The sequence below is a fragment of the Streptomyces johnsoniae genome (assembly GCF_031845565.1).
Lineage (GTDB): Bacteria > Actinomycetota > Actinomycetes > Streptomycetales > Streptomycetaceae > Streptomyces > Streptomyces johnsoniae.
Genome location: NZ_JAVREV010000011.1, coordinates 221378 through 244529, shown reverse-complemented (window position 1 = coordinate 244529; position 23152 = coordinate 221378). Strand labels below are relative to the sequence as shown.

Annotated in this window: 26 protein-coding genes; 13 read left to right on the top strand and 13 right to left on the bottom strand. The window is 71.7% G+C overall.

Features of this window, described 5'->3' with window-relative positions; genetic code table 11:
- Positions 1–207: 207 nt before the first annotated feature.
- Genes RM779_RS20790 through RM779_RS20780 form a run of 3 tightly spaced genes read left to right on the top strand, consistent with a single transcriptional unit; the run spans position 208 to position 3317 of the window.
- Entirely contained in the window at positions 208–1230 is a 1023-nt protein-coding gene (locus tag RM779_RS20790) for a pectate lyase family protein (protein ID WP_311619237.1), read from the top strand.
- Complete coding sequence (locus RM779_RS20785) at positions 1227–2231, top strand: pectate lyase family protein (RefSeq protein ID WP_311619236.1); 1005 nt, start codon at positions 1227–1229, stop codon at positions 2229–2231. Before RM779_RS20790 ends, RM779_RS20785 begins: the two co-directional genes overlap by 4 nt.
- 45 nt (positions 2232–2276) lie before the next feature.
- Entirely contained in the window at positions 2277–3317 is a 1041-nt protein-coding gene (locus RM779_RS20780) for a pectate lyase family protein (RefSeq protein WP_311619235.1), read from the top strand.
- Positions 3318–3429: 112 nt separating this feature from the next.
- Here the strand turns inward: RM779_RS20780 and RM779_RS20775 are convergent, their stop codons facing one another.
- The 3 genes from RM779_RS20775 to RM779_RS20765 are packed head-to-tail and all read right to left on the bottom strand — an operon-like array spanning position 3430 to position 6868.
- A complete protein-coding gene (locus RM779_RS20775) occupies positions 3430–4173 on the bottom strand; it encodes a succinate dehydrogenase/fumarate reductase iron-sulfur subunit (protein ID WP_077062008.1) in 744 nt (247 codons plus the stop codon).
- Positions 4170–6128 carry a fumarate reductase/succinate dehydrogenase flavoprotein subunit gene (locus RM779_RS20770; RefSeq protein ID WP_077062009.1) on the bottom strand — a complete coding sequence of 653 codons (1959 nt, stop codon included), beginning with the start codon at positions 6126–6128 and terminating at the stop codon, positions 4170–4172. The genes RM779_RS20775 and RM779_RS20770 overlap by 4 nt, the downstream gene beginning before the upstream one ends.
- Positions 6125–6868 carry a succinate dehydrogenase cytochrome b subunit gene (locus RM779_RS20765; RefSeq protein ID WP_311619234.1) on the bottom strand — a complete coding sequence of 248 codons (744 nt, stop codon included), beginning with the start codon at positions 6866–6868 and terminating at the stop codon, positions 6125–6127. The genes RM779_RS20770 and RM779_RS20765 overlap by 4 nt, the downstream gene beginning before the upstream one ends.
- Positions 6869–6945: 77 nt before the next feature.
- Between RM779_RS20765 and RM779_RS20760 the strand changes: the two genes are divergently transcribed.
- A complete protein-coding gene (locus RM779_RS20760) occupies positions 6946–7821 on the top strand; it encodes a LysR family transcriptional regulator (RefSeq protein ID WP_311619233.1) in 876 nt (291 codons plus the stop codon).
- 30 nt (positions 7822–7851) lie between these two features.
- Here the strand turns inward: RM779_RS20760 and RM779_RS20755 are convergent, their stop codons facing one another.
- Together RM779_RS20755 and RM779_RS20750 are read right to left on the bottom strand one after the other, a co-directional pair.
- Positions 7852–8223: a DoxX family protein gene (locus tag RM779_RS20755; RefSeq protein ID WP_311619232.1), complete on the bottom strand. Its 372-nt coding sequence runs from the start codon at positions 8221–8223 to the stop codon at positions 7852–7854.
- A gap of 7 nt (positions 8224–8230) precedes the next feature.
- Positions 8231–8692, bottom strand: a complete 462-nt coding sequence (locus RM779_RS20750; RefSeq protein ID WP_311619231.1) for an ester cyclase — start codon at positions 8690–8692, stop codon at positions 8231–8233.
- A gap of 148 nt (positions 8693–8840) precedes the next feature.
- Between RM779_RS20750 and sigJ the strand changes: the two genes are divergently transcribed.
- Positions 8841–9740 (top strand): RNA polymerase sigma factor SigJ, encoded by a 900-nt coding sequence (gene sigJ, locus RM779_RS20745; RefSeq protein WP_311619230.1) that lies wholly within the window; start codon positions 8841–8843, stop codon positions 9738–9740.
- Positions 9741–9842: 102 nt separating this feature from the next.
- Here sigJ and RM779_RS20740 read toward each other — a convergent pair whose 3' ends face one another.
- From RM779_RS20740 to RM779_RS20720, 5 genes are all read right to left on the bottom strand, one after another.
- Positions 9843–10457, bottom strand: a complete 615-nt coding sequence (locus RM779_RS20740) for a hypothetical protein (protein ID WP_311619229.1) — start codon at positions 10455–10457, stop codon at positions 9843–9845.
- Between the two features lie 4 nt (positions 10458–10461).
- The gene (locus RM779_RS20735) at positions 10462–11376 is read right to left on the bottom strand and encodes a carbohydrate ABC transporter permease (RefSeq protein WP_311619228.1); all 915 of its coding nucleotides are present in this window, start codon (positions 11374–11376) and stop codon (positions 10462–10464) included.
- Positions 11373–12338, bottom strand: a complete 966-nt coding sequence (locus tag RM779_RS20730) for a carbohydrate ABC transporter permease (protein WP_077062017.1) — start codon at positions 12336–12338, stop codon at positions 11373–11375. The genes RM779_RS20735 and RM779_RS20730 overlap by 4 nt, the downstream gene beginning before the upstream one ends.
- Before the next feature lie 46 nt (positions 12339–12384).
- On the bottom strand, positions 12385–13695 hold the full coding sequence (locus RM779_RS20725; protein ID WP_311619227.1) for an ABC transporter substrate-binding protein: 1311 nt from the start codon (positions 13693–13695) through the stop codon (positions 12385–12387).
- 636 nt (positions 13696–14331) lie between these two features.
- Entirely contained in the window at positions 14332–15249 is a 918-nt protein-coding gene (locus RM779_RS20720; protein ID WP_311619226.1) for a DUF3626 domain-containing protein, read from the bottom strand.
- Positions 15250–15390: 141 nt separating this feature from the next.
- Between RM779_RS20720 and RM779_RS20715 the strand changes: the two genes are divergently transcribed.
- Positions 15391–16395: an NAD(P)/FAD-dependent oxidoreductase gene (locus tag RM779_RS20715; RefSeq protein WP_311619225.1), complete on the top strand. Its 1005-nt coding sequence runs from the start codon at positions 15391–15393 to the stop codon at positions 16393–16395.
- Between the two features lie 15 nt (positions 16396–16410).
- Here the strand turns inward: RM779_RS20715 and RM779_RS20710 are convergent, their stop codons facing one another.
- Positions 16411–16983, bottom strand: a complete 573-nt coding sequence (locus tag RM779_RS20710) for a hypothetical protein (protein WP_311619224.1) — start codon at positions 16981–16983, stop codon at positions 16411–16413.
- A 195-nt stretch (positions 16984–17178) separates the two neighbouring features.
- Between RM779_RS20710 and RM779_RS20705 the strand changes: the two genes are divergently transcribed.
- Together RM779_RS20705 and RM779_RS20700 are read left to right on the top strand one after the other, a co-directional pair.
- Positions 17179–17700, top strand: coding sequence for a DUF4142 domain-containing protein (locus RM779_RS20705; RefSeq protein WP_311619223.1), 522 nt, complete (start codon positions 17179–17181; stop codon positions 17698–17700).
- A gap of 92 nt (positions 17701–17792) precedes the next feature.
- Entirely contained in the window at positions 17793–18353 is a 561-nt protein-coding gene (locus RM779_RS20700; protein WP_311619222.1) for a hemerythrin domain-containing protein, read from the top strand.
- Positions 18354–18435: 82 nt separating this feature from the next.
- Here the strand turns inward: RM779_RS20700 and RM779_RS20695 are convergent, their stop codons facing one another.
- Positions 18436–18936 (bottom strand): NUDIX hydrolase, encoded by a 501-nt coding sequence (locus tag RM779_RS20695; protein ID WP_311619221.1) that lies wholly within the window; start codon positions 18934–18936, stop codon positions 18436–18438.
- A gap of 100 nt (positions 18937–19036) precedes the next feature.
- Entirely contained in the window at positions 19037–19672 is a 636-nt protein-coding gene (locus RM779_RS20690) for a TIGR03085 family metal-binding protein (protein WP_077062025.1), read from the bottom strand.
- Between the two features lie 70 nt (positions 19673–19742).
- Here RM779_RS20690 and hisI point away from each other — a divergent pair, with 70 nt between their 5' ends.
- From hisI to RM779_RS20665, 5 genes are all read left to right on the top strand, one after another.
- The gene (gene hisI / locus RM779_RS20685; protein WP_077062026.1) at positions 19743–20105 is read left to right on the top strand and encodes a phosphoribosyl-AMP cyclohydrolase; all 363 of its coding nucleotides are present in this window, start codon (positions 19743–19745) and stop codon (positions 20103–20105) included.
- Positions 20106–20116: 11 nt separating this feature from the next.
- Positions 20117–21628 carry an anthranilate synthase component I gene (locus RM779_RS20680; protein WP_311619220.1) on the top strand — a complete coding sequence of 504 codons (1512 nt, stop codon included), beginning with the start codon at positions 20117–20119 and terminating at the stop codon, positions 21626–21628.
- On the top strand, positions 21625–22233 hold the full coding sequence (locus RM779_RS20675) for a TIGR02234 family membrane protein (protein WP_311619219.1): 609 nt from the start codon (positions 21625–21627) through the stop codon (positions 22231–22233). The genes RM779_RS20680 and RM779_RS20675 overlap by 4 nt, the downstream gene beginning before the upstream one ends.
- 108 nt (positions 22234–22341) lie before the next feature.
- Complete coding sequence (locus tag RM779_RS20670) at positions 22342–22650, top strand: HGxxPAAW family protein (RefSeq protein ID WP_311619218.1); 309 nt, start codon at positions 22342–22344, stop codon at positions 22648–22650.
- Positions 22651–22738: 88 nt separating this feature from the next.
- Positions 22739–23152, top strand: a complete 414-nt coding sequence (locus RM779_RS20665; RefSeq protein ID WP_311619217.1) for a DUF2752 domain-containing protein — start codon at positions 22739–22741, stop codon at positions 23150–23152.

The window sequence follows — 23152 nt, the reverse complement described above, 5'->3', positions numbered from 1 at the left end:
CGGGTGAGACGCTTGCCCGGGGGTGGGACGACCCCCCGGGCAAGCGATTTCCACGGCACCGGCGGGCACGCCCGCCGGGACCTTCACCAGCCACGAGCCGCACCTTCGGCGTGCGCGTCGAGGGACGGCGAGGAAGGGGTAAGCACCGTGCAGCCATCAAGAACGTTATCGAGGAAGAGGCAAGGTCCGCTGGGGGCGTGCCTGGCCGTGGCAGCAGTGGCGGCCGTGTCCGCCGCCGTGCTGCCGGGTACGGCCGGTGCCGCGCCCGTCGCCCCCGAGGCGGTCGCGCCCGCGGCGGTCGCGGACGGCTTCGCGAGCGTGTCCGCGCTCGGGCAGGACGGCACCACCGGGGGAGCGGGCGGCGAGGTGGTCACCGCCTCGACGACCGAGCAGTTCCTCGACTACATCGCGCGGCCAGAGCCGCTCGTGGTGCAGGTGAGCGGCACCATTCCGCTGCCGACCGGGGACAGCGACGGCATGCACGACGTGGCGTCCGACAAGACCATCGTCGGGCTCGGCGCCGACGCGGCCCTCACCGGCGGCGGGCTGAACATCGGCCTGCCGGTCGACGAATCCGTCACCGCGCCGCCGCCGGACGCGGTGCACAACATCATCATCCGGAATCTGTCGATATCCGGCGCGACGGACGACCTGATCAACGTCCAGATGTTCTCCCACCACATCTGGATCGACCACAACGACTTCTCGGACGGCGACGACGGCGCCGTCGACATCAAGCGGGGCTCCGACTACGTCACCGTCTCGTGGAACCACTTCTACGACCACGACAAGACGCTGCTCGTCGGGCACGACGACGACAACGCCGCCCAGGACGCCGGCCGCCTGCGCGTGACGTACCACCACAACTTCTTCGACACCTCGGACCAGCGCAACCCGCGCGTCCGGTTCGCCGAGACGGTCCACGTCTACAACAACTACTACTACGACAACAGTTACGGCGTGGTCTCGGCCATGGACGCGGGTGTGGTGCTGGAGGGCAACTACTTCTACAGCGTCAACAACCCCGGCCGCGTCGACTTCAGCGGCGATCTGGGGCGCATGGTGGAGCGCGACAACATCCTCGTCGACTGCAACCACGAGATCGAGACCCGCGGTTCGGTCGTGGAGCCGGGCGACTCCTACGACTACGCGCTGGACCCGGCGGCCGACGTTCCCGAGGTGGTCCCGGCCGGTGCCGGTGCCGGGCGGATCGAGGGGGGTGCGGCATGACGCGCGACGTCTCCCTCACCCGCCGCGGCCTCCTCGCCGGCACGGCCGGCACGGCCGCCGCGCTGGCCCTCGCGGGCCAGGCCCATTCGGCGCCGCGTGCCGCTCCCCGTTCGGCGCCCGGCGCCGCCGCCACCGCGGACGGCTTCGCCGGGGTGAACGCGCTGGGGCTCGACGGCACGACCGGCGGTATCGCCGGCGAGGTGGTCACCGTGTCGGACGCGGACACGTTCCTCGACTACTGCGACCGCAACGAGCCGTACGTCATCCAGGTGCAGGGCACCATCGCGATCACCAGCAAGCAGGGCGTGCGCTCCGACAAGACGATCGTCGGTCTCGGTCCGGACGCCGAGATCACCGGCGGCGGCCTCGACATGTACCGCAGGCAGAACGTGATCATCCGCAATCTGCGCTTCACCGGCGGGGAGGACGACTCCGTCAGCATCCAGCAGGACTCGCACCACATCTGGATCGACCACTGCGCGTTCACGGCCGGGGCCGACGGCCTCATCGACATCGTGCGGGGCGCGGACTACATCACCGTGTCGTGGAACCACTTCCACACGCACAGCAAGACGATGCTGATCGGCCACTCCGACGCCAACGGCGGCCAGGACACGGGCAAGCTGCGGGTCACGTTCCACCACAACTTCTTCGACGGAACAGAGCAGCGGCACCCGCGCGTCCGCTTCGCCGAGCCCGTGCACGTGTTCAACAACTACTACCGCGACAACGCCCTGTACGGCGTCGCCTCGACCGAGGACGCCGGTGTGCTGGTGGAGGGCAACTACTTCGAGAACGTGCCGCACCCCATCTACTCCGGCTACGACGAGAGCGGTCCTGGCCGGGTGGTCGAGCGGGACAACGTGTACGTCGGCTCGGGCACGCCCGAGACGCTGGGCACGGTCGTGGAGCCCAGCACCTACTACACCTACACCCTGGACGATCCGCAGCGCCTGCCCGAGATCGTGCCCGCGGGCGCCGGTGTCGGCCGCGTCGCCTGACGGCACCTCCCCCCACTTCCCCCACATCCCCTTCCTGGAGGAGCCATGAAGCTCCGCACCAAGGCGGCCGCCGTCTCGGCCGCCGCCGTCACCGTGCTCGGCACCGGTCTCGCCGTGACCCAGTCGGCGCCGGCCGCCGCCCACACCGTTCCGCCGTCCGTGCTCGCCGAGACGCCGACCGGGTTCGCGAGCATGTCCGCGCTCGGGCAGGACGGCACCACGGGCGGCGCCGGCGGGCCGCAGATCCCGGTCTCGGACGCGGCCTCGTTCATCGAGGCGATCGCGGCCGACGGGCCGCGGACCGTCGTCGTGGAGGGCATGATCACGCTGCCCGCCGGCATGTACGACGTCAGCTCCGACACCACGATCGTGGGCGTCGGCGCCGACTCCGGTATCAGCGGCGGCGGGCTGAACGTCGGCCTGCCGGTCGACGAGTCCGTCACCGCGCCGCCGCCGGACGCCGTGCACAACGTGATCATCCGCAACCTGAACTTCCGGGACGCGAGCGACGACTCGATCAACGTCCAGATGTTCTCGCACCACGTCTGGATCGACCACAACGATCTGGCCGAGGGCTACGACGGCCTCATCGACATCAAGCGCGGTTCCAGCTACATCACCGTCTCGTGGAACCACACGCACGACCACGCCAAGAACATGCTGCTCGGGCACGACGACGACAACGAGGCCCAGGACGTGGGCCACCTGAACGTCACGTACCACCACAACTGGTACGACCAGACCCCGCAGCGCAATCCCCGGGTGCGGTTCGGCAACCCGGTTCACGTCTTCAACAACTACTTCTTCGACAACAGCGACACAGGACCGGCCTGCCAGGCCGACTCCGGCTGCTGGATCGAGAACAACTTCTTCGAGGACGTCGAGGAGCCCATGACGACCGACTACTCGGGCCCCAGCGGCAACATCGTGGAGCGGAACAACCACTTCGAGGGGGAGACGGGCGAGCCCGTCGTCGGCGGCGAGGTCCGCGACCCCGGCGCGTTCTACTCCTACACGCCCGACCCGGCCGCGGACGTCAAGGCGCTGGTGACGGCGGGAGCGGGCACCGGCACCATCGGCCTGTGAGCCGCACGCCCGGCTGATCCGGTCCTGGGCACGGAAAGGGGGCGGCCCTCCGGCGGGAGGGCCGCTCTCCCATCCCGCCGCCGTATAAGAGGACCGCCCCCGGGCCGTGGGGTCAGACGCCCTTGCGGAGGGCGCGCAGGTATTCGCGGTTCATGGTGGTGATGGACGACATCGGGATGCCCTTGGGGCACACCGTGGTGCACATGCCCGTGTTGGTGCAGCCGCCGAAGCCCTCGTCGTCCATGGTGTCGACCATGTCGAGCACGCGGCTCTCGCGCTCGGGACCGCCCTGCGGAAGCGTGTTGAGGTGCACGACCTTGGCCGAGGTGAAGAGCATGGCCGACCCGTTGGGGCAGGCGGCCACGCAGGCGCCGCAGCCGATGCACTCGGCGTGCTCGAACGCGGTGTCCGCCGCCGCCTTGGGCACCGGGGTGGCGTGCGCCTCGGGCGCGCTGCCGGTCGGGGCGGTGACGTAGCCGCCGGAGCCGATGATGCGGTCGAACGCCGAGCGGTCCACGACGAGGTCCTTGACCACGGGGAACGCGGCGGCCCGCCAGGGCTCGATGTCGATGACGTCGCCGTCCTCGAACTGCCGCATGTGCAGCTGGCAGGTCGTGGTGCGCTCGGGCCCGTGGGCGTTGCCGTTGATGACCATGCCGCAGGCGCCGCAGATGCCCTCGCGGCAGTCGTGGTCGAACGCGACGGGCTCCTCGCCGCGCAGGATCAGGTCCTCGTTCAGGGTGTCGAGCATTTCGAGGAACGACATGTCGGGGGAGACGTCGGTGACCTCGTAGGTGGTCATGGCGCCCTCGGTGTCGGGGCCCGTCTGCCGCCAGATGCGCAGGGTGAGGTTCACGCGTAGCTCCGCTGGGTGGGGTGGACGTCGTGGAAGACGAGGTGCTCCTTGTGCAGCACGGGCGCCGCGCCGCTGCCGGTGAACTCCCAGGCCGCGGCGTAGGTGTACTCCTCGTCGTGCCGCTCGGCCTCGCCGTCCGGGGTCTGGCTCTCCTCGCGGAAGTGGCCGCCGCAGGACTCGGCGCGGTGCAGCGCGTCCAGGCACATCAGCTCGGCCAGCTCCAGGTAGTCGGCGACGCGGTTGGCCTTCTCCAGCGACTGGTTCAGCTCGGTGCCGCTGCCGGGGACCTTGATCCGCCGCCAGAACTCCTCGCGCAGGGCGGGGAGGCGGTCCAGCGCCTTGCGCAGCCCGGAGTCGCTGCGGGACATGCCGCACTCGTCCCACAGCAGCTCGCCCAGCTCGCGGTGGAACGAGTCGGGCGTGCGGTCGCCGTTGTTGGACAGCAGCTGGTAGAGGCGGTCGGTCACGCCGAACACGGCCTCGGTGACCGCCGGGTGGTCGGCCGGCACCTCGTCGTGGGGGTGGCGGGCGAGGAAGTCGGCGAGGGTGGACGGGAGGATGAAGTACCCGTCGGCCAGGCCCTGCATCAGGGCGGAGGCGCCCAGCCGGTTCGCCCCGTGGTCGGAGAAGTTGGCCTCGCCGATCGCGAACAGGCCGGGAATCGTCGTCTGGAGGTCGTAGTCCACCCACAGGCCGCCCATCGTGTAGTGGATGGCCGGGTAGATACGCATCGGCACCTGGTACGGGTCCTCGGCGGTGATGCGTTCGTACATCTCGAAGAGGTTCCCGTACTTGGCCTCCACCGCCGGGCGGCCCATGCGGGCGATCGCGTCGGCGAAGTCCAGGTACACGCCCTGGCCGCCGGGGCCGACGCCGCGGCCCTCGTCGCAGACGGTCTTGGCGGCCCGGGAGGCGATGTCACGCGGCACCAGGTTGCCGAACGAGGGGTAGGCCCGCTCCAGGTAGTAGTCCCGCTCGTCCTCGGGGATGTCGCCCGGCGCCCGGGTGTCGCCGCGCTCCTTGGGCACCCAGATGCGGCCGTCGTTGCGCAGCGATTCGCTCATCAGCGTCAGCTTGGACTGGTGGTCGCCGGAGCGCGGGATGCAGGTGGGGTGGATCTGGGTGAAGCACGGGTTGGCGAAGTACGCGCCGCGCCGGTGGGCGCGCCAGATGGCGGTGGCGTTGGAGTTCTTCGCGTTGGTGGAGAGGAAGAAGACGTTGCCGTAGCCGCCGGTGGCCAGCACGACCGCGTCGGCGAGGTGGGTGTCGACGCGGCCGGTGATCAGGTCGCGGGCGACGATGCCGCGGGCCCGGCCGTCGACGACGATCAGGTCCAGCATTTCGGTGCGCGGGTGCATCTCGACGTTGCCCGCGGCGATCTGCCGGGAGAGCGCCTGGTAGGCGCCGAGCAGCAGCTGCTGCCCGGTCTGGCCGCGGGCGTAGAAGGTGCGGGAGACCTGGACGCCGCCGAACGAGCGGGTGTCGAGCAGGCCGCCGTACTCGCGGGCGAACGGAACGCCCTGGGCGACGCACTGGTCGATGATCTCCACGGACACCTCGGCGAGGCGGTGGACGTTGGACTCCCTGGCGCGGAAGTCGCCGCCCTTGACCGTGTCGTAGAAGAGGCGGCGCACCGAGTCGCCGTCGTTGCGGTAGTTCTTCGCGGCGTTGATGCCGCCCTGGGCGGCGATGGAGTGGGCGCGCCGCGGGGAGTCCTGGTAGCAGAACTGGACGACGCGGTAGCCCTGCTCCGCGAGCGTCGCGCCGGCCGCGCCGCCCGCGAGCCCGGTGCCGACGACGATGACGGTCTGCTTGCGGCGGTTCGCCGGGTTGACGAGCTTGGCCTCGAAGCGGCGCCGGTTCCAGCGCTCGGCGACGGGGCCGTCGGGCGCCTTGGTGTCGACGACGGGCTCGCCGGTGCGGTAGTCGAGGTAGCTGCCGTGGGGCGTGGTCATTCCACTACTCCCGTCATCACGCCGATGGGTACGGAGAGGAAGCCGATGGTCAGGATCAGGGCGAGGCCGTTGGCGGTGGCCTTCAGCGCGCGGTCGCGGGTCGGGCTGCCGACGCCCAGGGTCTGCGCGGCACCGTAGAAGCCGTGCCGGATGTGCAGGCCGACGGCGATCATCGCCACGAAGTAGATGACGTTGCCGTACCAGGTGTCGAACGTCGCCACGATGTTCTCGTACGGGCGGCCGTGCTCGCCGTTCGGATTCACCGTGCCGGTGGTGAGGTCCAGGATGTGCCAGACAATGAACAGCGCGAGGATGATCCCGCCCCAGCGCATGGTGCGGGTGGCGTAGCTCGTGCGGCGGCGCTGGTGCGCGTACTTCACGGGGCGCGCGGCGATGTCGAGGCGGCTCAGCTGGTAGGCGGCGACGCCGTGCGCGATCACGGCGGCGAGCAGCGCGACGCGCATGATCCACAGGAACCACTCGTGGTGCAGCACCGGCTCGCCGATGGTCCGCAGCCAGTGCGCGTAGCTGTTCATGTCGTCGGGGCCGAAGAAGACCTTCAGGTTCCCGACCATGTGCGCGATCAGGTAGAGCAGCATGACGGCGCCGCTGACGGCCATGACCGTCTTCTTGCCGATCGTGGATCGCCAGAGCCGTCCGGCCGTGGACACGGGCCGGGTCGGGCGCTGCTTTCCGCGCTGTTGCTTGTCGCGCTGTTCCGGGCGCGTCGCCAGAGCCATGATCCGACCGTAGGTCGCGGCAGGGGAATCAGTCCAAGACATAGAACGGCTGATTCCGATAGCCGTAGACTATCGACATGCAATTGCAGCAGCTCCGCTACTTCGCGGCCGTCGCCGAGACCCGGCACTTCACGCGCGCGGCCCGCCGCGAGCACGTCGCCCAGCCGTCGCTCTCGCAGCAGATCCGCGCCCTGGAACGGGAGCTGGGCGCCGAGCTGTTCCACCGGGCCCGCGGCCACATCTCGCTCACCGACGCCGGTGCCGCCCTGCTGCCCCTGGCCCGCCGCATCCTGGCCGACACCGACACCGCCCGCCGCGAGGTGCAGGAGGTCGCGCAGCTGCGGCGCGGCCGGGTCAGACTCGGCGCGACGCCGAGCCTGTGCGCCAGCCTGGTGCCCGGAGTGCTGCGGACGTTCCGCGACAGCTACCCGGGCGTCGAGCTGTTCGTCCACGAGGACGGCTCGCAGGACCTGGTGCGCATCCTCGCGGCCGGCGAGCTGGACCTGGCGCTGATCATCACGCCCCTGCCGGGGCAGGCCCCGGTGCTGGCCACCGAGGAGCTGCTGCGGGAGGAGCTGGTGGTGATCTCCTCGCCCATGCTGCCGCCGCCCGTGCCGGGGGACCGCATCGGCATCGAGGACCTGCGGGGCGAGCCGCTGGTGATGTTCCGGCACGGCTACGACCTGCGGGAGCTGACCCTCGCGGCCTGCCATGGCGCCGGCTTCGAGCCGACGTTCAGCGTCGAGGGCGGCGAGATGGACGCGGTGCTCGGCTTCGTCCGGGCGGGCCTCGGCCTCGCCGTCGTCCCGAGCATGGTCGCCGAACGGGCCGGCCTGCGCGCCACCCCGTTCGCCCCGCCCGGACTGCACCGCACGATCTCGGTCGCCCACCGCGGCGACGTCTCCCCGCCCCGGGCGGCGAGAGAATTGCAGCGCATCCTCATGGCGCATTGAGCCGTATTTCCGCGCCGCCGCGGGCCGCGGTCACCAGCCGTAGGGTCCGAACCGGCCCCACGCGACGAGCGCGGCGAGCGCGAACAGGACAGCGGTGACCACCACTCCGGACGGCTCTTCGCGGCGGATGTGCACGGCCGCCGCAAAGAGCATCAGGGCCGCGAGCCCGGTGGCGGCGACCGGTGCCAGGACGGACGCGATACCGGTGGCGGCCGGCACGATCAGCCCGATCGCGCCGAGCAGCTCCGTGCCACCGATGAACCGCACTGTCGACAGGGAGACATCCTCTATCCACGGATACTTGGCGGCCTGCTTGTCCTTCGGCTGGACGGTCTTGGCCAGGCCGGACATGGCGAACATGGCCGCCAGGACCGCCTGCACGATCCACAGGAGCACGTTCACAGGTGAGTCACTCCCCAGGTGATTTCGGTGAAAAGCCCCCGGGGGCCACGCCGAGCTGCCGCATCAGCGACAAGAGGTCGACGACCCCCCACGTCTCCGCTACGCGGCCGTCCGTGAAGCGGCCGATGAAGATCTCCCGGTACGTGATGGAGGTGCCGGTGGGCGGGACGCCCATGAACTCGCCCCGGTGGGTTCCGGTCACCGTGTTCCGGCAGACGACTTTGTCCCCCTCGGCGATCAGGTCCTCGACCGCGATATGAAGGTCGGGAAAAGCCCGGTGGAGCGTGGTGAACACCTTTGTGATCGCCTGCGCCCCCGTCGATTCGACCGGCAGCGGCATGTGGATCAGCGCGTCCGGCCGGAAGACCTCGTCGATCGTTCTCGACATCAGCTCCGTATCGCCGCCGCCGAAGGCTTCTTGCAGGCGGTTGAACGTCGCTTTGTTGCGGGACAGCTGGTCTGCTGACATGGCTTCTCCTCGGTTGGCGTGCGTGTTCCGGATGGTCCGGGCTTCCGCAGCCTGTTGACGACGCAGCCCTCCGAGGTGTGACACGCACACCAGCCGGCCGGGAGACGTGTCACATCGGGACCGGCTGTGTCGTCAACAGGGCATGGGAATGACAGAGTCGGATGCACGGGAGACCGAGGAACGGCTGGCGCGCTCCTTCGAGGCCAACCGGCCGCGGTTGCTGCGCGTGGCGTACACGATGACGGGCTCGCTGGCCGAGGCCGAGGACTGCGTTCAGGAGGCGTGGCTGCGGCTGCGCGGGCTACCCGATCCGGCGGTTGTCCGCGATCTCGCCGCCTGGCTGACGACCACCGTCAGCAGGTTGGCGCTCGACGCCCTGAACAGCGCGCGTGCGCGCCGGGAGCAGTACGTCGGCACGTGGCTGCCCGAGCCGCTGGTCGAGGACCGCTCGGGTGACCCGGCCGACCGCGTCACGCTGGACGAGTCGGTGAGCATGGCGCTACTCGTCGTCCTGGAGCGGCTTTCCTCCGCCGAACGCACCGCGTTCGTGCTGCACGACGTCTTCGGCGTTCCCTTCCGCGAGATCGCCGGGATCGTCGGCCGCTCACCGGCGGCCGTGCGCCAGCTCGCCTCGCGGGCGCGCCGGCAGGTCGAGGACGGGCGCCCGCGGAGGCCGGTGACGGAAGCCCAACAGCGGGAGCTGGTCGACGCGTTCCTGGCCGCTTGCCAGGGCGGCGACCTGCCGGGGCTCATCGCGCTGCTCGACCGCGACATCGTGCTGCGCGGCGACGGCGGGGGCAAGGCCGTCACGCTTCAGCACGTGGAACGCGGCGTGGCGCGGGTGGCCCCCATGATGCTCGCCAGAGCCCGCGAGGGTGGCCCGCTGGACATCGTGCTCACCCAGGTCAACGGCGCTCCCGGGCTGGTGTTCCGGAGCAGCGACGGCGAGCGGTCGGTCATGGCGTTCACGGTGGACGCCGGGCTGATCACCGCGATCGACATCGTGCGCAACCCGGACAAACTCGCAAGAGTCCCGGACCTGGCCTGAGGGCTCCCACCCATCGGGCGGTGGCGCCGCCGTCCCCGTGCCGGCGCCTCCGCGGCACCTACGCGGCGCCCAGGGAGGACCGGACAGGGCCCGGGCGGGTGCTCAGGCGCCCGGGCCGCCGGGCTCCGCGGTGCCGTACTCGGGCTCGGCGCGGGCCGCGGCGCGGTGCTCGACGGCGATCGCGGCCAGCGCCAGCAGCCCGCCCGCCACGAGGTAGAGCGGCAGCAGCATCCACACGAACACCAGGCACATCCCGCAGGCGAACGCCAGCAGCACCGAGCCGGCCACGTCCTCCCGCGCCCGCGCGACGGCCGCGCGCACGGTCGGCGCCGCCGCGCGGCCAGGCCGCCAGGCCGCCGCGGCGCGCAGCAGCAGCGACCCCCAGGCCGCGAGCAGCAGCACGGTGACCGCGAGCATCCCGGCCGAGCCGGGGATCACGTCGGCCTGGGCGAGCGACAGGTTCCACAGCAGGAGCAGCAGCGCCGCGGTCCAGCCGAGCGCGGCCGGCCACAGGGTGCGGCAGGCCGCCGCGAAGTCCCGCAGCAGGTCGGCCACCCGGACGCTGTCGCCGGTGAGGTACCGGCGCAGATGGGCGGCGCCGGCCGCCAGCGCGGGCAGCGCGGTGACGACCGGCACGGTGAGCAGGGCCACGACCAGGCCGGTGATGACGACCTCGCCGAAAAGGGCGAAGCCCGTTTGCCACCGTTTGCCGTCCATGAGATCAGCCCTTCAGGCCCTGGGTTGCCACGCCCTCGACGATATAGCGCTGGAAGAGGATGAAGAAGATCAGCACCGGTGCGAGCGCCAGCACCGCGGCCGCCATCTGGCCGCCGTAGTCCGAGACGCTCGTCTGGTCCGTGTACTGCCTCAGCATCAGGGGCAGCGGGTACTTGTCCGGCGTCCGCAGGTAGATCAGCGGCGCGAGGAAGTCGTTCCAGCTCCAGATGAACGCGAAGATCGACGCCGTGGCCAGCACAGGACGCATCAGCGGCAGCATGATCGCGGTGAAGATCCGGACGTGCCCGGCGCCGTCGATGCGCGCCGACTCGTCCAGCTCGCGGGGCAGGTTCCGCATGAACTGCACCATCAGGAAGACGAAGAACGCCTCCGCCGCGAGGAACTTGCCGATCAGCAGCGGCATGTAGGAATCCGTCCAGCCGATCTCGTTGAACATGATGAACTGCGGAATGATCACCACGTGGAAGGGGAGCAGCAGGGTGCCGATCATCAGGGAGAAGAACAGGTTCCGCCCCGGAAAATCGATCCGCGCGAACGCATAGGCCGACACCGAACAGGACAGGCAGACGCCGACGGCCGAGCCGACCGCGAGAATCATGGAGTTCGTGAAGAACGTCCAGAACGAGACGCCACCGATTCCCTCGAACGCGGTCCTGAAGTTGTCCAGCGTCGTATTGTCCGGTATCAGGCCCGTCTGGCCGACGATCTCATTCGTCGGCCGGAAGGACGACAGCAGCATCCACACGCCCGGGTAGAGCATGACCGCGGCGAGCGCGAGGATGCCGATGTGCAGCAGCAGCGTCTTGCCAGCGCGGCGCCGCTTGGCGCGGCGTCGCAGCTCGGCGCCCGGGTCGGCCGCCGGGGCGGACTGGCCGTCGGTGAGGATGGTGGCGCTCATCGGCCCTCCCCGGAGTAGTGGACCCAGTAGCGCGAGGTCCTGAAGAAGATCAGCGTGATGATGCCGACCGCGATGACCAGCAGCCACGCCATCGCCGCGGCATAGCCGAGCTGACCGCCCTGGCCGAAGCCACGTTGGTAGAGGTACAGCGTGTAGAACAACGTGGAGTTCGCCGGCCCGCCGCGCCCGCCGGAGATGATGAACGCGGAGGCGAAGACCTGGAAGGAGTTGATCGTTTCCAGTACCAGGTTGAAGAACAGCACCGGCGAGAGCATCGGCAGCGTGATCCGCGTGAACCGGCGCATCGGCCCGGCGCCGTCCACCTGCGCGGCCTCGTACAGCTCGTTCGGTATCTGCTTCAGTCCGGCCAGGAAGATGACCATGGGTGCGCCGAACTGCCACACCGCCAGGAGGATCATCATCGGCATGGTCCGGCCCGGGTCGCCGACCCAGCCGCCGTTCCAGGTGCCGAAGTAGTCCCCGATGTCGTCGATGATGCCCTGGTCGTTGAACATCGCCTTCCACACGATGGCGATGGAGACGCTGGCGCCGATCAGTGACGGGGCGTAGAAAAGCGACCGGTAGGTGCCCTTGCCGCGCTTCCTGTTGTTCAACAGCATCGCGACGCCGAGCGCGGCGGCCAGCTTGATCGGCGTTCCGACGATCGCGTACGTCAGCGTCACCTGGACCGAGTCCAGGAACCGCGGATCGTCGAAGAGGCGCGTGAAGTTCTCGGTGCCGATCCACTCACCGCCGCGGATGGGGTGGTAGTCGGTGAACGCCAGGTAGAGCGAGGCGATCATGGGCCCGGCCGTCAGGGCGATGAAGCCGAGCAGCCACGGGGCGAGGAAGGCGTAACCGGCCCGGGTCTCGGCAGCCCGCCGCGACGGCCGCTTGTTCTGCGGCCGTCGCGCGGGCCCGCCGGCCCGAGTGGCCCGGGACGCCTCGTGCGTCACGGTCATGTGCTGGTTCCGTTCGGGGGAGTCGTCGTCACGGGGCGGGTGGCGTTCAGTAGGTCACCAGCAGGTTCGGCGCCTCGCCGAACCAGCGCTCGACGAACTCGTCCGTGTCGATCTGCCGGAAGCCGAACTCCTGCGACAGCACCTCGACGTACTCCGTCTCCAGGGCGCCGAAGCCCTCCGGCTGGACCGGAACGGTGGCGGTCGCGTGCCCCTCATCCCGCACCCGCTGCTCGTACTCCATGACCCGCGCGTCCAGGCTGCCCTCCTCGACGTTCAGCGCGTCCAGCCGGCCCTGGGAGGACGGCACACCCAGGTCGGTGCCGATGATCTCGCCGGCCTCGGGGGAGTTGATGAGGAAGTCGATCAGCTGCGCGGCCTCTTCCGGATGATCGGTGTTCGCACCCATGGAGAGCTGCATGGTCGGCTTGAAGAACATGTGCTTCTGGCCGTCGGGGCCCGAGGGCACCGGCATCAGCTGCATGTTCTCGGTGCCGAGGTCGGCGGAGTAGCCGTGCAGGAAGTTGTCCCAGTGGAATTCCACCGCGGCCTCACCGCTGGTGAACCCGCCCTTCGGCAGCAGCTGCTCGGTCCGCTCGGCGGGGAAGGTGAGGTCCTCGGGCTCGCGCAGCTCGTCCGTGCTGGAGATGAACGTGCGCATGTCGTCCTCGTCGAAGTTCATCTCGCCGTTCTCGGAGAACGGCTCGATGCCCTGCTGGACGAGGTGCTGCATGAAGAACCACCAGACCATCGTGTAGTCCGTGGCGCCGTACACCGGCGGGTCCATGTCCGCGCCGGCCGCGGTGACCTCGGCCAGGAAGTCGTGGTACTCGTCCCACGTGTAGTCCCAGTCCGGTATCTCGACACCGAGTTCGGCCAGCAGGTCCGGGTTGTAGAGCAGGGCGAGGGTGTTGGTGCCGGTGGGAATGGCCACCAGCTGCTCGTTCACCTCGCCGGAGGCGATCAGCTCCTCGTCGATCTGGGAGACGTCGAGCGCGCCGCCGTCCGTGAACTCGGACATGTCGTACAGCAGGCCGTTGTTCGCGTATTCGAGCAGGCGCGAGGCGTCCATCTGAATGACATCGGGCAGCTCGGCGGACGTGGCGTCCGTGCTGCGCTGCGTCCAGTAGTCCTGGAATTCGCCGAAGCTGGTCTGCACCTCGATATCCGGGTTTTCCTGCTCGAAAAGGTCGATGGCCGCCTCGTAGCGCTCGGATCGCTCGGCGCCGCCCCACCAGGTGAAGTTGAGCGTGACTTTTCCGTCATCGCCGCCGTCGCCATCGGAGCCGCATGCGGTGAGTGCCAGCGAACCAACGAGGGCCAGGGTCAGACCGCGCGTCGCGGTCTTTCTGATCGACATGTAGAGCCTCCCTGCTCTGCCATTGCGTAACAGCACTTCAGGAGCGGTGTCATAGCCTTTTCAGCCCCCTGCGGCACCCGAAGTGAATCGTTACAATACCGTCGGGGTCGGCGGGGGCAACCGGACAGCGGGTAACTTTTCGGAAACGTCGGCGAGGGCTTTTCCACCCTCTTCCGCGACGTCCGCGCACGGCCTGGCCGGCCGGTGTGCCCGTACGGCGTCACCGGCCGTTCGTCACCCGGCCGTTCCTCACCGGCCTGTTCCTCACCGGGCCGTCGTCACCGCGTCATGCGGCGGGCCGCGGCGGCTCCGCTCTTTCCTCCCGTCGGCGTGCCCGGCGGTCTGCCTGCTTCCTGCTTCGCCCGCGACCGCAAGTCCCGGCGGCGGCGCGGGGTCTCGCGCGCCGGGCCGGTCCGCGGCCATCCCGCTCGCCGGGGCGGCCCGTTCGTCCTGGGCGTCCCGCGGTGCGGGCCGCGGCTCTGCGGCTCATCCGGTGCTCCTTTGTTTCCCGGACGAGGGGGTCCGTCTGAAGTACGTGCGTGAATCGATTCATTCGCATGGCGGGCATGGGCTGCCATGCAGCCGTAGCAAGCGCTTTCGGCTGCACCGGAGTGTGGCAACGGACGATTGGTTAAGTCAAGACTTGTGCAATCCCGTGTGAACATGCATGCCGGATGACCGGGCGGGCCGGCCGCCCGCGGGTGACGCGGTCGGCTCCGGGGGCGCGCCGAAGCGGGCCAGGTAGTGCCAGACCTTCTTCAGCGCCTGCGGGTCGTACCGGCCGGTCGCGGCGGCCTCGCCGATGGTGCGCGGGACGAGGAGCCCGTTCACGGCGATCTCCGCGCCCAGGTCCACGAACTCGGGCCCGCGGAAGTCCGGATGCCGCCGCAGCTCCGCCACCGTCAGCCGGTACCCGCCGTGCCACTCCACCGGGCAGGGCAGCAGCCGGGCCGCCGCCTCCACGGCCGTTCCGCGGTGGCACGGGTCGAGGACCAGCGCCTCCACGTCGCGGCCGAGCCGTACGCCGCCGTGAAGCTGCGCCTCGATGTGGCCGTCCAGCACGTCGAAGCCGTCCGCGGCGGCCCGTTCGGCGAGCGCGAAGCGGGCGGCGACACCGAACGCGGACGGGCCCGTCGAACTGTCCGGGTAGCAGAACGTCGCCCGCGGCAGCACCTCGGCCGTCAGCCGGAAGTGCGCCGAGCCGAACCGCGGTGCCGCGCCGACGCTCAGGCGCGCGACGTTCAGCCCGCCGTAGACGGGCCGTTCCCGTGCGGGGGCGTGGTCGTAGGCGCCGCCGAAGATCCGGCTCTCCCAGTGCCAGCGGTCGCCTCCCGGGCGGGCGGTGAGCCCGCCGTTGCTCGTGCCGGTCACGAACTGCGACAGGTAGACACCGTCCGCCGCGAGCCGTTCCAGGATGGCCAGGCCGCCCGAGGACCGGTCGGGATGAAAGTTCATCGTCACGCGCAGGCCACGGCCGAGAGGCCCGCCCGCCGACCGGGCGGCGACGTGGCGCAGCGCCCTGTCCTGCGCCGAACCGGGGGCGAAGACGCTCATCCGGGCAGTGTGCCCGAGCGCCCGAGGGCAGCGCACGCCCTTTGAACGCCGCCGCGCCGCGTGGAGGTTGCCGGAGTGGCAACGCGTGTTGCTCTCCGGCGGGCCGTCCCGCAGCATCGGCAGGGAACGGAGGTATCACTCATGTCCGAACCGACCCTGCGGGAATTCCCGGCATCCGAGCGTTACGACGTCGTGGTCATCGGCGGTGGCGCCGCCGGGTTGAGCGGTGCGCTCGCCCTGGCCCGCGCCCGGCGTTCCGTGCTCGTCGTCGACGCGGGGCACCCCCGCAACGCACCGGCCGACGGCGTCCACACCTACCTGGGCCGGGAAGGGACCCCGCCCGCCCAGCTGCTCGCCCGCGGCCGCGCCGAGGTGACCGGTTACGGCGGCGAGATCGTCGCCGGCACCGTCACCGGGGCCGACCGCCTGCCCGGCGGGGACTTCCGCGTCGTGCTCGACGGCGGCACGCACGTCGTGGCGTCCCGGCTGCTGGTGACCACCGGCCTGCGCGACGAACTGCCCGAGGTGCCCGGCGTGGCGGAACGGTGGGGCCGCGAAGTGCTGCACTGCCCGTACTGCCACGGCTGGGAGGTGCGCGACGCGGCGATCGGCGTGCTGGCCACCGGGCCCGCCGCCGTGCACCAGGCCCTGCTGTGGCGGCAGTGGAGCCCGCACATCACGCTGTTCCTGCACACCGCGCCCGAGCCGGGCGAGACCGGGCGCGAACAGCTCGCGGCGCGCGGCATCTCCGTCGTCGAGGGGCCGGTGGCGCGCTTGGACATCACGCGGGACCGGCTCACCGGCGTCGTGCCGGCCGACGGGCCCACCGTCCCGTGCGACGCACTGGCGGTCGCCCCCCGCTTCACCGCCCGCGCCGACCTCCTCGCGCCGCTCGGGCTGCGTGCCACGGACGTGGAACGGGACGGGCACGTGATCGGCAGCCACATCGCCGCCGACCCCATGGGCGCCACGGAGGTGCCCGGCGTGTGGGTCGCGGGCAACGTGGCGAACGTGACCCAGCAGGTCATCGGCGCCGCCGACGCCGGCGTGCGCGCCGGCGCGGCCATCAACGCCGACCTGATCGACGAGGAGACCCGGCGGGCCGTCGCCGCGCACCGCGCGGGCGCCGACGCCCGCGCCGACTGAGGGCCTAAGCGTGGCCTAAGCGCTGCCGACCGCGTCCGGGTCCTGGCCGGCGCCCGGTGCGGCGCCGGACGCCGCACCGCCGCCAGGGGCCAGCCGGGAGAGCAACTGCGCGCGGTGCAGCTCGGCGACCGGCGCGGTCAGATCGGGGTGCCGCAGGAGCGCCGCGGCCCGCCGGTCACGTTCCGCGGGGTCGGTCAGCCGCCGGAACTCGACCGCGGGCGAGCTGGCGTGCTCGCCGCGCGCCACCGTCGCGACGGCCCGTTCCGCCAGGGCGGCCGAGGTCAGCAGGCACGCGGCCCAGCTCGCGACCGCCTCGTCCACCCAGGTGCGCCAGGCGAAATCCGCGCCGTCGAGCAGCACGGTGTCCGCCCCGACCACCCAGTCGAGACGCGCCGAGCCGCCGGGGCCCGCGAGCGCGACCAGCGCGGCGTCCACCTCCGTCGGATACCGGAGCCAGGCGGCCACGGTGACGGCCTGCCGCGCCTGCACCTCCGCCAGGACCTCGGCCAGCGGCCCGTCCGCGGCCGGGTAGGCGCGCAGCAGCCACTGGGTGGTGGCCGCGATCACGGGTGAGAGATCGGCGCACACGGACGTCTTCCTTCCGATCCGGCGTGCGTGGGGCGTACGGGTGGCAAACGCCAGCCAGGGTAGTCGCTCGGCCGCGCGCCGCTCTCACCCGAATGGCGGCGGGCCATGTGCGCCGCCCGGGGCGGCGGCGGACAGTGGCGACTGAGGCGCGCGGGCGCCCCGGGGCCGCGCCCCGTTCACTCAAGTGGAGTTGCCATGCGAGCAGTCCGAACAGCAGCGATCACCCTGGCCGCCCTGTGCCTGGCCGGCTCCCCCGCGGGCCTCGCCCACGCGCAGGACAACGTCTCCGCCGAGGACGAGACGTTCGTCACAAGCGCCCACCAGTCCAATCTGGCGGAGATCGCCGCGGGTCAGGACGCCGGTGAGAACGCGACCACCCAGTGCGTCAAGAACGTCGGCGCCGCCCTCGTGCGCGACCACACGCGTCTGGACGAGTCGCTCACCGAGCTGGCCGACCGGTTCGGCATACCGCTGCCCGACGCACCCACCGAGGAGCAGCAGCGGCAGCTCGCCGAGGTCCAGGCCGAGGCCGGCACACCCGCGTACGACGAGAAGTGGCTCCTCACCCAGGCCGCCGCCCACGAGGCGACGCTGGCCCTCATCGACCGCGAGCTGGACGCCGGCACGAACGCGGACGTCAAGGCAGCCGCCGAGGCCGCCCGTCCCGTCGTGGAAATGCACCTGGAGATGGTGCGCGACGGCGTCTGCCACGACTGAAGCCCGATGTTTTCCGCGCGCCCCCGCCGGATACCCGGGCGCGCGGCGCGTCGCGCACACGCGCCCTCACGGACGTCGAAGGAGACAGCACCATGGGACACGGCGGAGACATCATCAGGGAACTGACCACGGACCACGGGGAAGTGGAGGACGTCTTCCGGGAGATCGAGGCGCTTCCGCCGGGGCACGAGGCGCGCAAGGAACTGGCGGACCGTGCCACGATCGAGCTGGTGCGGCACTCCGTCGCGGAGGAGGCTTACCTCTACCCGGCCGTGCGGGAGCACGTGCCGGACGGGGGTCCCATCGCGGACAAGGAGATCGACGACCACGCCACCGCCGAGCAGATCATGAAGGACCTGGAGGGTCACGGCGCCTCGGAGCCGGAGTTCGACCGGCTGATCGGCCGGCTGATGCTGGAGATCCGCGAGCACATCCGCGACGAGGAGGAGAACCTCTTCCCCATGCTGCGGCAGGCCTGCTCGCAGGACCAGCTTGAGGAGCTGGGCGAGAAGGCGCGCCGCGCCAAGTCCATGGCCCCCACCCGGCCGCACCCCTCGGCCCCCGACCGGCCGCCGTTCAACAAGCTGCTGGCGCCGGGTGCCGGGCTCGTGGACCGGGCGCGCGACGCGCTGAGCGGCCGCGGCAAGGACTGAACCCAGGGCCCGCCCCGCCCCGCGCGCCCCTCCCGTGCCTCCCCGCGCCGGGAGCGCACGGGGCGGGGCCCGCGCCCCCGGCTCAGCCGGGCGCGAGACCGAGCGCCCGCGCCGCCACGTCGTACACCAGCTGGTCGGCGGGCAGCCGGTTCTCCTTCAGCCGCTCCAGGTCGGCCGGGCCGAACCAGCCGTAGCGCGGATGCTTGGCCCACTCCAGCGCGGGCGCGTCCAGATCGCCCGCCACGTCCACGACGTAGTCCGCCTCGTGCCGCACGCCAAGGCCGTCGTCGCCCTCCCAGGTCAGCACGCCGAGGAACCTGCGGACGCGCCGCACCCGCCAGCCGGTCTCCTCCGCCACCTCGCGAACGAGCGTGTCCAGCAGCGACTCACCCGGCTCGACGTGCCCGCCGACGAGGTCCCACGTGCTGGGGAACAGCCGCCTCGCCGCGGACCGGAACTGCGCGAACACCTCGCCGCGCCCGTTCAGGATCACCGCGCCCACGACCCACGACTGCCCGGGACCCGGAACGGGGAACGTGACGCCCTCGTCGACGAAGATCCCCTCCGCGCGCCCGGCGCTCACGCCGCACACCCCCGCCGGCTCACCCGGACGGGTGGGCAACTCCCGTGCGCTCCGGGCCCGTACCCGCGTGACCTCCAGTTCGAGCGCGGAATCGCGCGGCTCAGCCGAAGCCAAGCTTGGCCTGCCGCACCTTGGCGACCGCCTCCGGCTCGCCCTCCACCTCGACCCGCGCCGCCTCCTGGCGCCCCGACGCGAACAGCAGCAGCTCGCCCGGCTCCCCGGTGACCGTCACCACCGGCGCGCCCTTGTGCGCCACCACCGTCTGCCCGTTGGGCCGGCGCAGCACGAGACCGGCCGGGCTGCGGCGGCCCATGATCCGGCCCGCCGTCTCCAGACGCTTCCACAGCGCCTCCGCGAACACCCCGTCCAGCGGGCGCGGCGTCCACTCGGGCTGCGCGCGCCTGATGTCCTCGGCGTGGACGTAGAACTCCACCGTGTTCGCCGCCTCGTCGATCTGCTTCAGGGAGAACGGCGAGACCCGCGGCGGTCCCGTCCTGATCAGCTGGATCAGCTCGTCGTACGGCCGGGCCGCGAACTCGTTCCGCACGCGCTCGGACCGGGCCGCCAGGGGCTTGATGAGGATGCCCCCCGCCGCGTCCGCGCGGCGCTCGCGCACCACCAGGTGCGCGGCCAGGTCACGGGCCGTCCACCCCTCGCACAGGGTGGGAGCCTCGGGGCCCGCGGACTCCAACAGATCCGCGAGCAGCAGACGTTCACGCTTGGCATGGGTTGACATGCATCCACCCTAATCGCCCGCCTTCCGCGGCGGGCCACGCTCACCATGTGCGGCGCGGCAGAATGGAGTCATGTCCCGCATCCCGCCGTCCCTCGACCCGGCCATCGCCGACCGCCTCAAGCGCACCGCCGACGGCCTGGTCGCCGCCATCGCCCAGCAGTACGACACCGGGGAGGTGCTGATGCTCGGCTGGATGGACGACGAGGCGCTGCGCCGGACGCTGACCACCGGCCGCTGCACCTACTGGAGCCGCAGCCGCCGCGAGTACTGGGTCAAGGGCGACACCTCGGGGCACGTCCAGCACGTGAAGGCCGTCTCCCTCGACTGCGACGGCGACACCGTCCTCGTCCAGGTCGACCAGGTCGGCGGCGCTTGTCACACCGGTGACCGCACCTGCTTCGACGCCGGCCGGCTCCCCCTGATGGAGCAGTAGGCTCAGCGGCCATGACGACGCCAGACCTCGACCGTTTCCGGGCACTCGCCAAGGAGCGCCGCGTCATTCCGGTCACCCGTCGCCTCCTCGCCGACGGCGACACCCCGATCGCGCTCTACCGCAAGCTGGCCGCCGAGCGCCCCGGCACCTTCCTGCTGGAATCCGCGGAGAACGGGCGCACCTGGTCCCGTTACTCCTTCATCGGCGTCTCCAGCATGGCCACCCTGACCGTGCGCGAGGGGCGGACGCACTGGCTGGGTACGCCGCCGGTGTCCGTGCCGGTGGACGGCGATCCGCTGGAGGTCCTGCGCGAGACCATCGAGGCCCTGCACACCCCGCACGACCCGCAGCTGCCGCCGTTCACCGGCGGCATGGTCGGCTACCTCGGCTACGACGTCGTCCGCCGCCTCGAATCCGTCGGCGACAGCGCCCGCGACGACCTGCGGCTGCCCGAGCTGACCATGCTCCTCACCTCCGACCTCGCCGTCGTCGACCACCGCGACGGCACGGTGCTGCTGATCGCCAACGCCATAAACCACAACGATCTGGAGACGGGCGCCGACGAGGCGTACGCCGACGCCGTGCGCCGCCTCGACCGGATGACCGCGCGCCTGGCCGACCCCGCGCCCTCGGCCGCCGTCGCGCTGCCCGCCTCCGAGCTGCCGCCGCACACCGTCCCGTGGGGCGGTCCCGACTACCAGCGGGCCGTGGAGACCGTGAAGGAGTACATCCGCGCGGGCGACGCGTTCCAGGTCGTGCCCTCGCAGCGCTTCGAGACGCCCTGCCCCGCGAGCGCCCTCGACGTCTACCGGGTGCTGCGGACCACCAACCCCAGCCCGTACATGTACCTGTTCAGGTTCGAGGGCGAGGACGGGCCGTTCGACGTGGTCGGCTCCAGCCCCGAGGCGCTGGTCAAGGTCGAGGACGGCCGGGCCATGCTGCACCCCATCGCCGGCACCAGGCCGCGCGGCACCACCCCGCGGCAGGACGCGACCCTCGGCGAGGAGCTGCTGGCCGACCCCAAGGAGCGCGCCGAGCACCTGATGCTCGTCGACCTCGGCCGCAACGACCTGGGCCGGGTCTGCGCGCCCGGCTCCGTCGAGGTCGTCGACTTCATGTCGGTGGAGCGCTACAGCCACGTCATGCACATCGTGTCCACCGTCACCGGCCGCCTCGCCGAAGGGCGCACCGCGTTCGACGCGCTGACCGCCTGCTTCCCCGCCGGAACGCTGTCGGGGGCGCCCAAACCCCGCGCGCTCCAGATCATCGAGGAGATCGAGCCCACCCGGCGCGGCATCTACGGCGGCTGCGTCGGCTACCTCGACTTCGCGGGGAACGCCGACACCGCCATCGCCATCCGCACCGCCCTGCTGCGCGACGGCACCGCCTACGTCCAGGCAGGTGCGGGTGTCGTCGCCGACTCCGACCCCGTCGCCGAGGACACCGAGTGCGGGAACAAGGCGGCGGCCGTTCTCAGGGCGGTCGCCACCGCGGGGAAGCTGCACGGTAGCGTGGAAGAGTGAAGCGTGACCCCGCCGCCGGCAGCAGCACCAGCGCGACGCGCCGTTCGCTGGGCGCCGCGCTGCTCAGCGGTGCGGCCGGGGCCGCCGTCGTCCTCGTCTCCGCCGGGCAGACCTGGGGCGAGGCCGAGGCCGCCGTGGCAGGCGCCGAGCTGCCCGTGACCGCGAGCGGCAGCGACGTGTCGGGACTGCCGAGCGCGCTGGCGCTGGTCGGACTCGCCGCGCTGGTCGCGGTGTTCGCGGTCCGCCGCACCGGCCGCGTCGTCGTCGCCTCCCTGCTCGCCCTCAGCGGCGCGGGCGCCATCGGCGCCGCCCTGATCGGCGCGAGCGACACCGCGGCCCTGGAGGACCGCGCGGCCGAGACGATGGGCCTGGCCGAGGCCGCCGTCACCGGGGTCGGCCACACCGGGTGGCCGTGGTTCTCCGCGCTCGGCGGGCTGCTGCTGCTGTGCGCGGGGCTGCTGGCCCTCAGCTACGGCCGGCAGTGGCCCGCGATGTCCGGCAGGTACGAGCGGGCCGCCCGCCGCGCCCCGCGGCGCGAGGAGAGCGGCTCCGACCGGCCCGAGGACATATGGCGCGCCCTCGACCGCGGCGAGGACCCGACGTAGCTCCGGCCTGGCCGGGCCCGTTCGCCGGGTTGTCCGAGCCGCCTGCCACAATGGCAGGCGGGCGCACCGAGGGAACGCACCCACGATCCTGACCACGAGGAGCAGCACATGGCGGGCCGCCACTACCACCACGGAAACAGCCCTGCGGCCTGGACGGCCGTCCTCATCATCTTCGTCGGCTTCTCCATCGGCAGCGCCTACACGGTGATGGCCGAGCCGCTCGGCGTGCTCGCCGGCGCCGTCGTCGTCGCGCTCGGCGGCGTCGTCGGTCTGGTGATGCGCGCGATGGGGCTCGGCCAGGCCACGACGCTGGTCAAGCCCACCACCGGCGCCGCGGGCAGCGGTGTGGCCGCGGCGACCGTGCCCGCCCCCGCCACCGGGGAGCAGGAGCAGGAGCAGGCCACCGCCAGCAGCTGACGGCCGGACCCCGGCCGCGGCCGGGCGCGCGGCGCGCCGCGCGCCCGGCTGTTTTGCGCCGGCGCGGGCGCGCCCCGATGCTGGTCGCGTGCCCATCCGCCTCCGCCCGCCGGCCGCGGCCGGCGCGCCCCTGGCCGTCCTCGCGGCGGCCGCCGCAGCGTTCTGCTACGTGGCCCTCGTCGACCCGAATCAGCCGGGCCACTACCCGGCCTGTCCCGTGCTGTCCCTCACCGGCCTGCACTGTCCCGGCTGCGGCGGGCTGCGCAGCGCGCACGCCCTCGCGCACGGCGACCCGGTCGCCGCGCTCAAGGCCAACGCCCTGGTGGTGGCCGGCTGCGCCATCGCCGCCGTGGTCCTCTGCGTCCGGCTGGCCGGGGCGCTGCGCGGAAGCGCGGGACCCCGGTGGGTCCCCCGGGCGGCGCACGGCCTGGCGCTGGGCGCTGTTGTTTTCATGTTCACGCTCCTGCGGAATCTGCCCGTGGGCGCCACTCTGGTGCCCTGA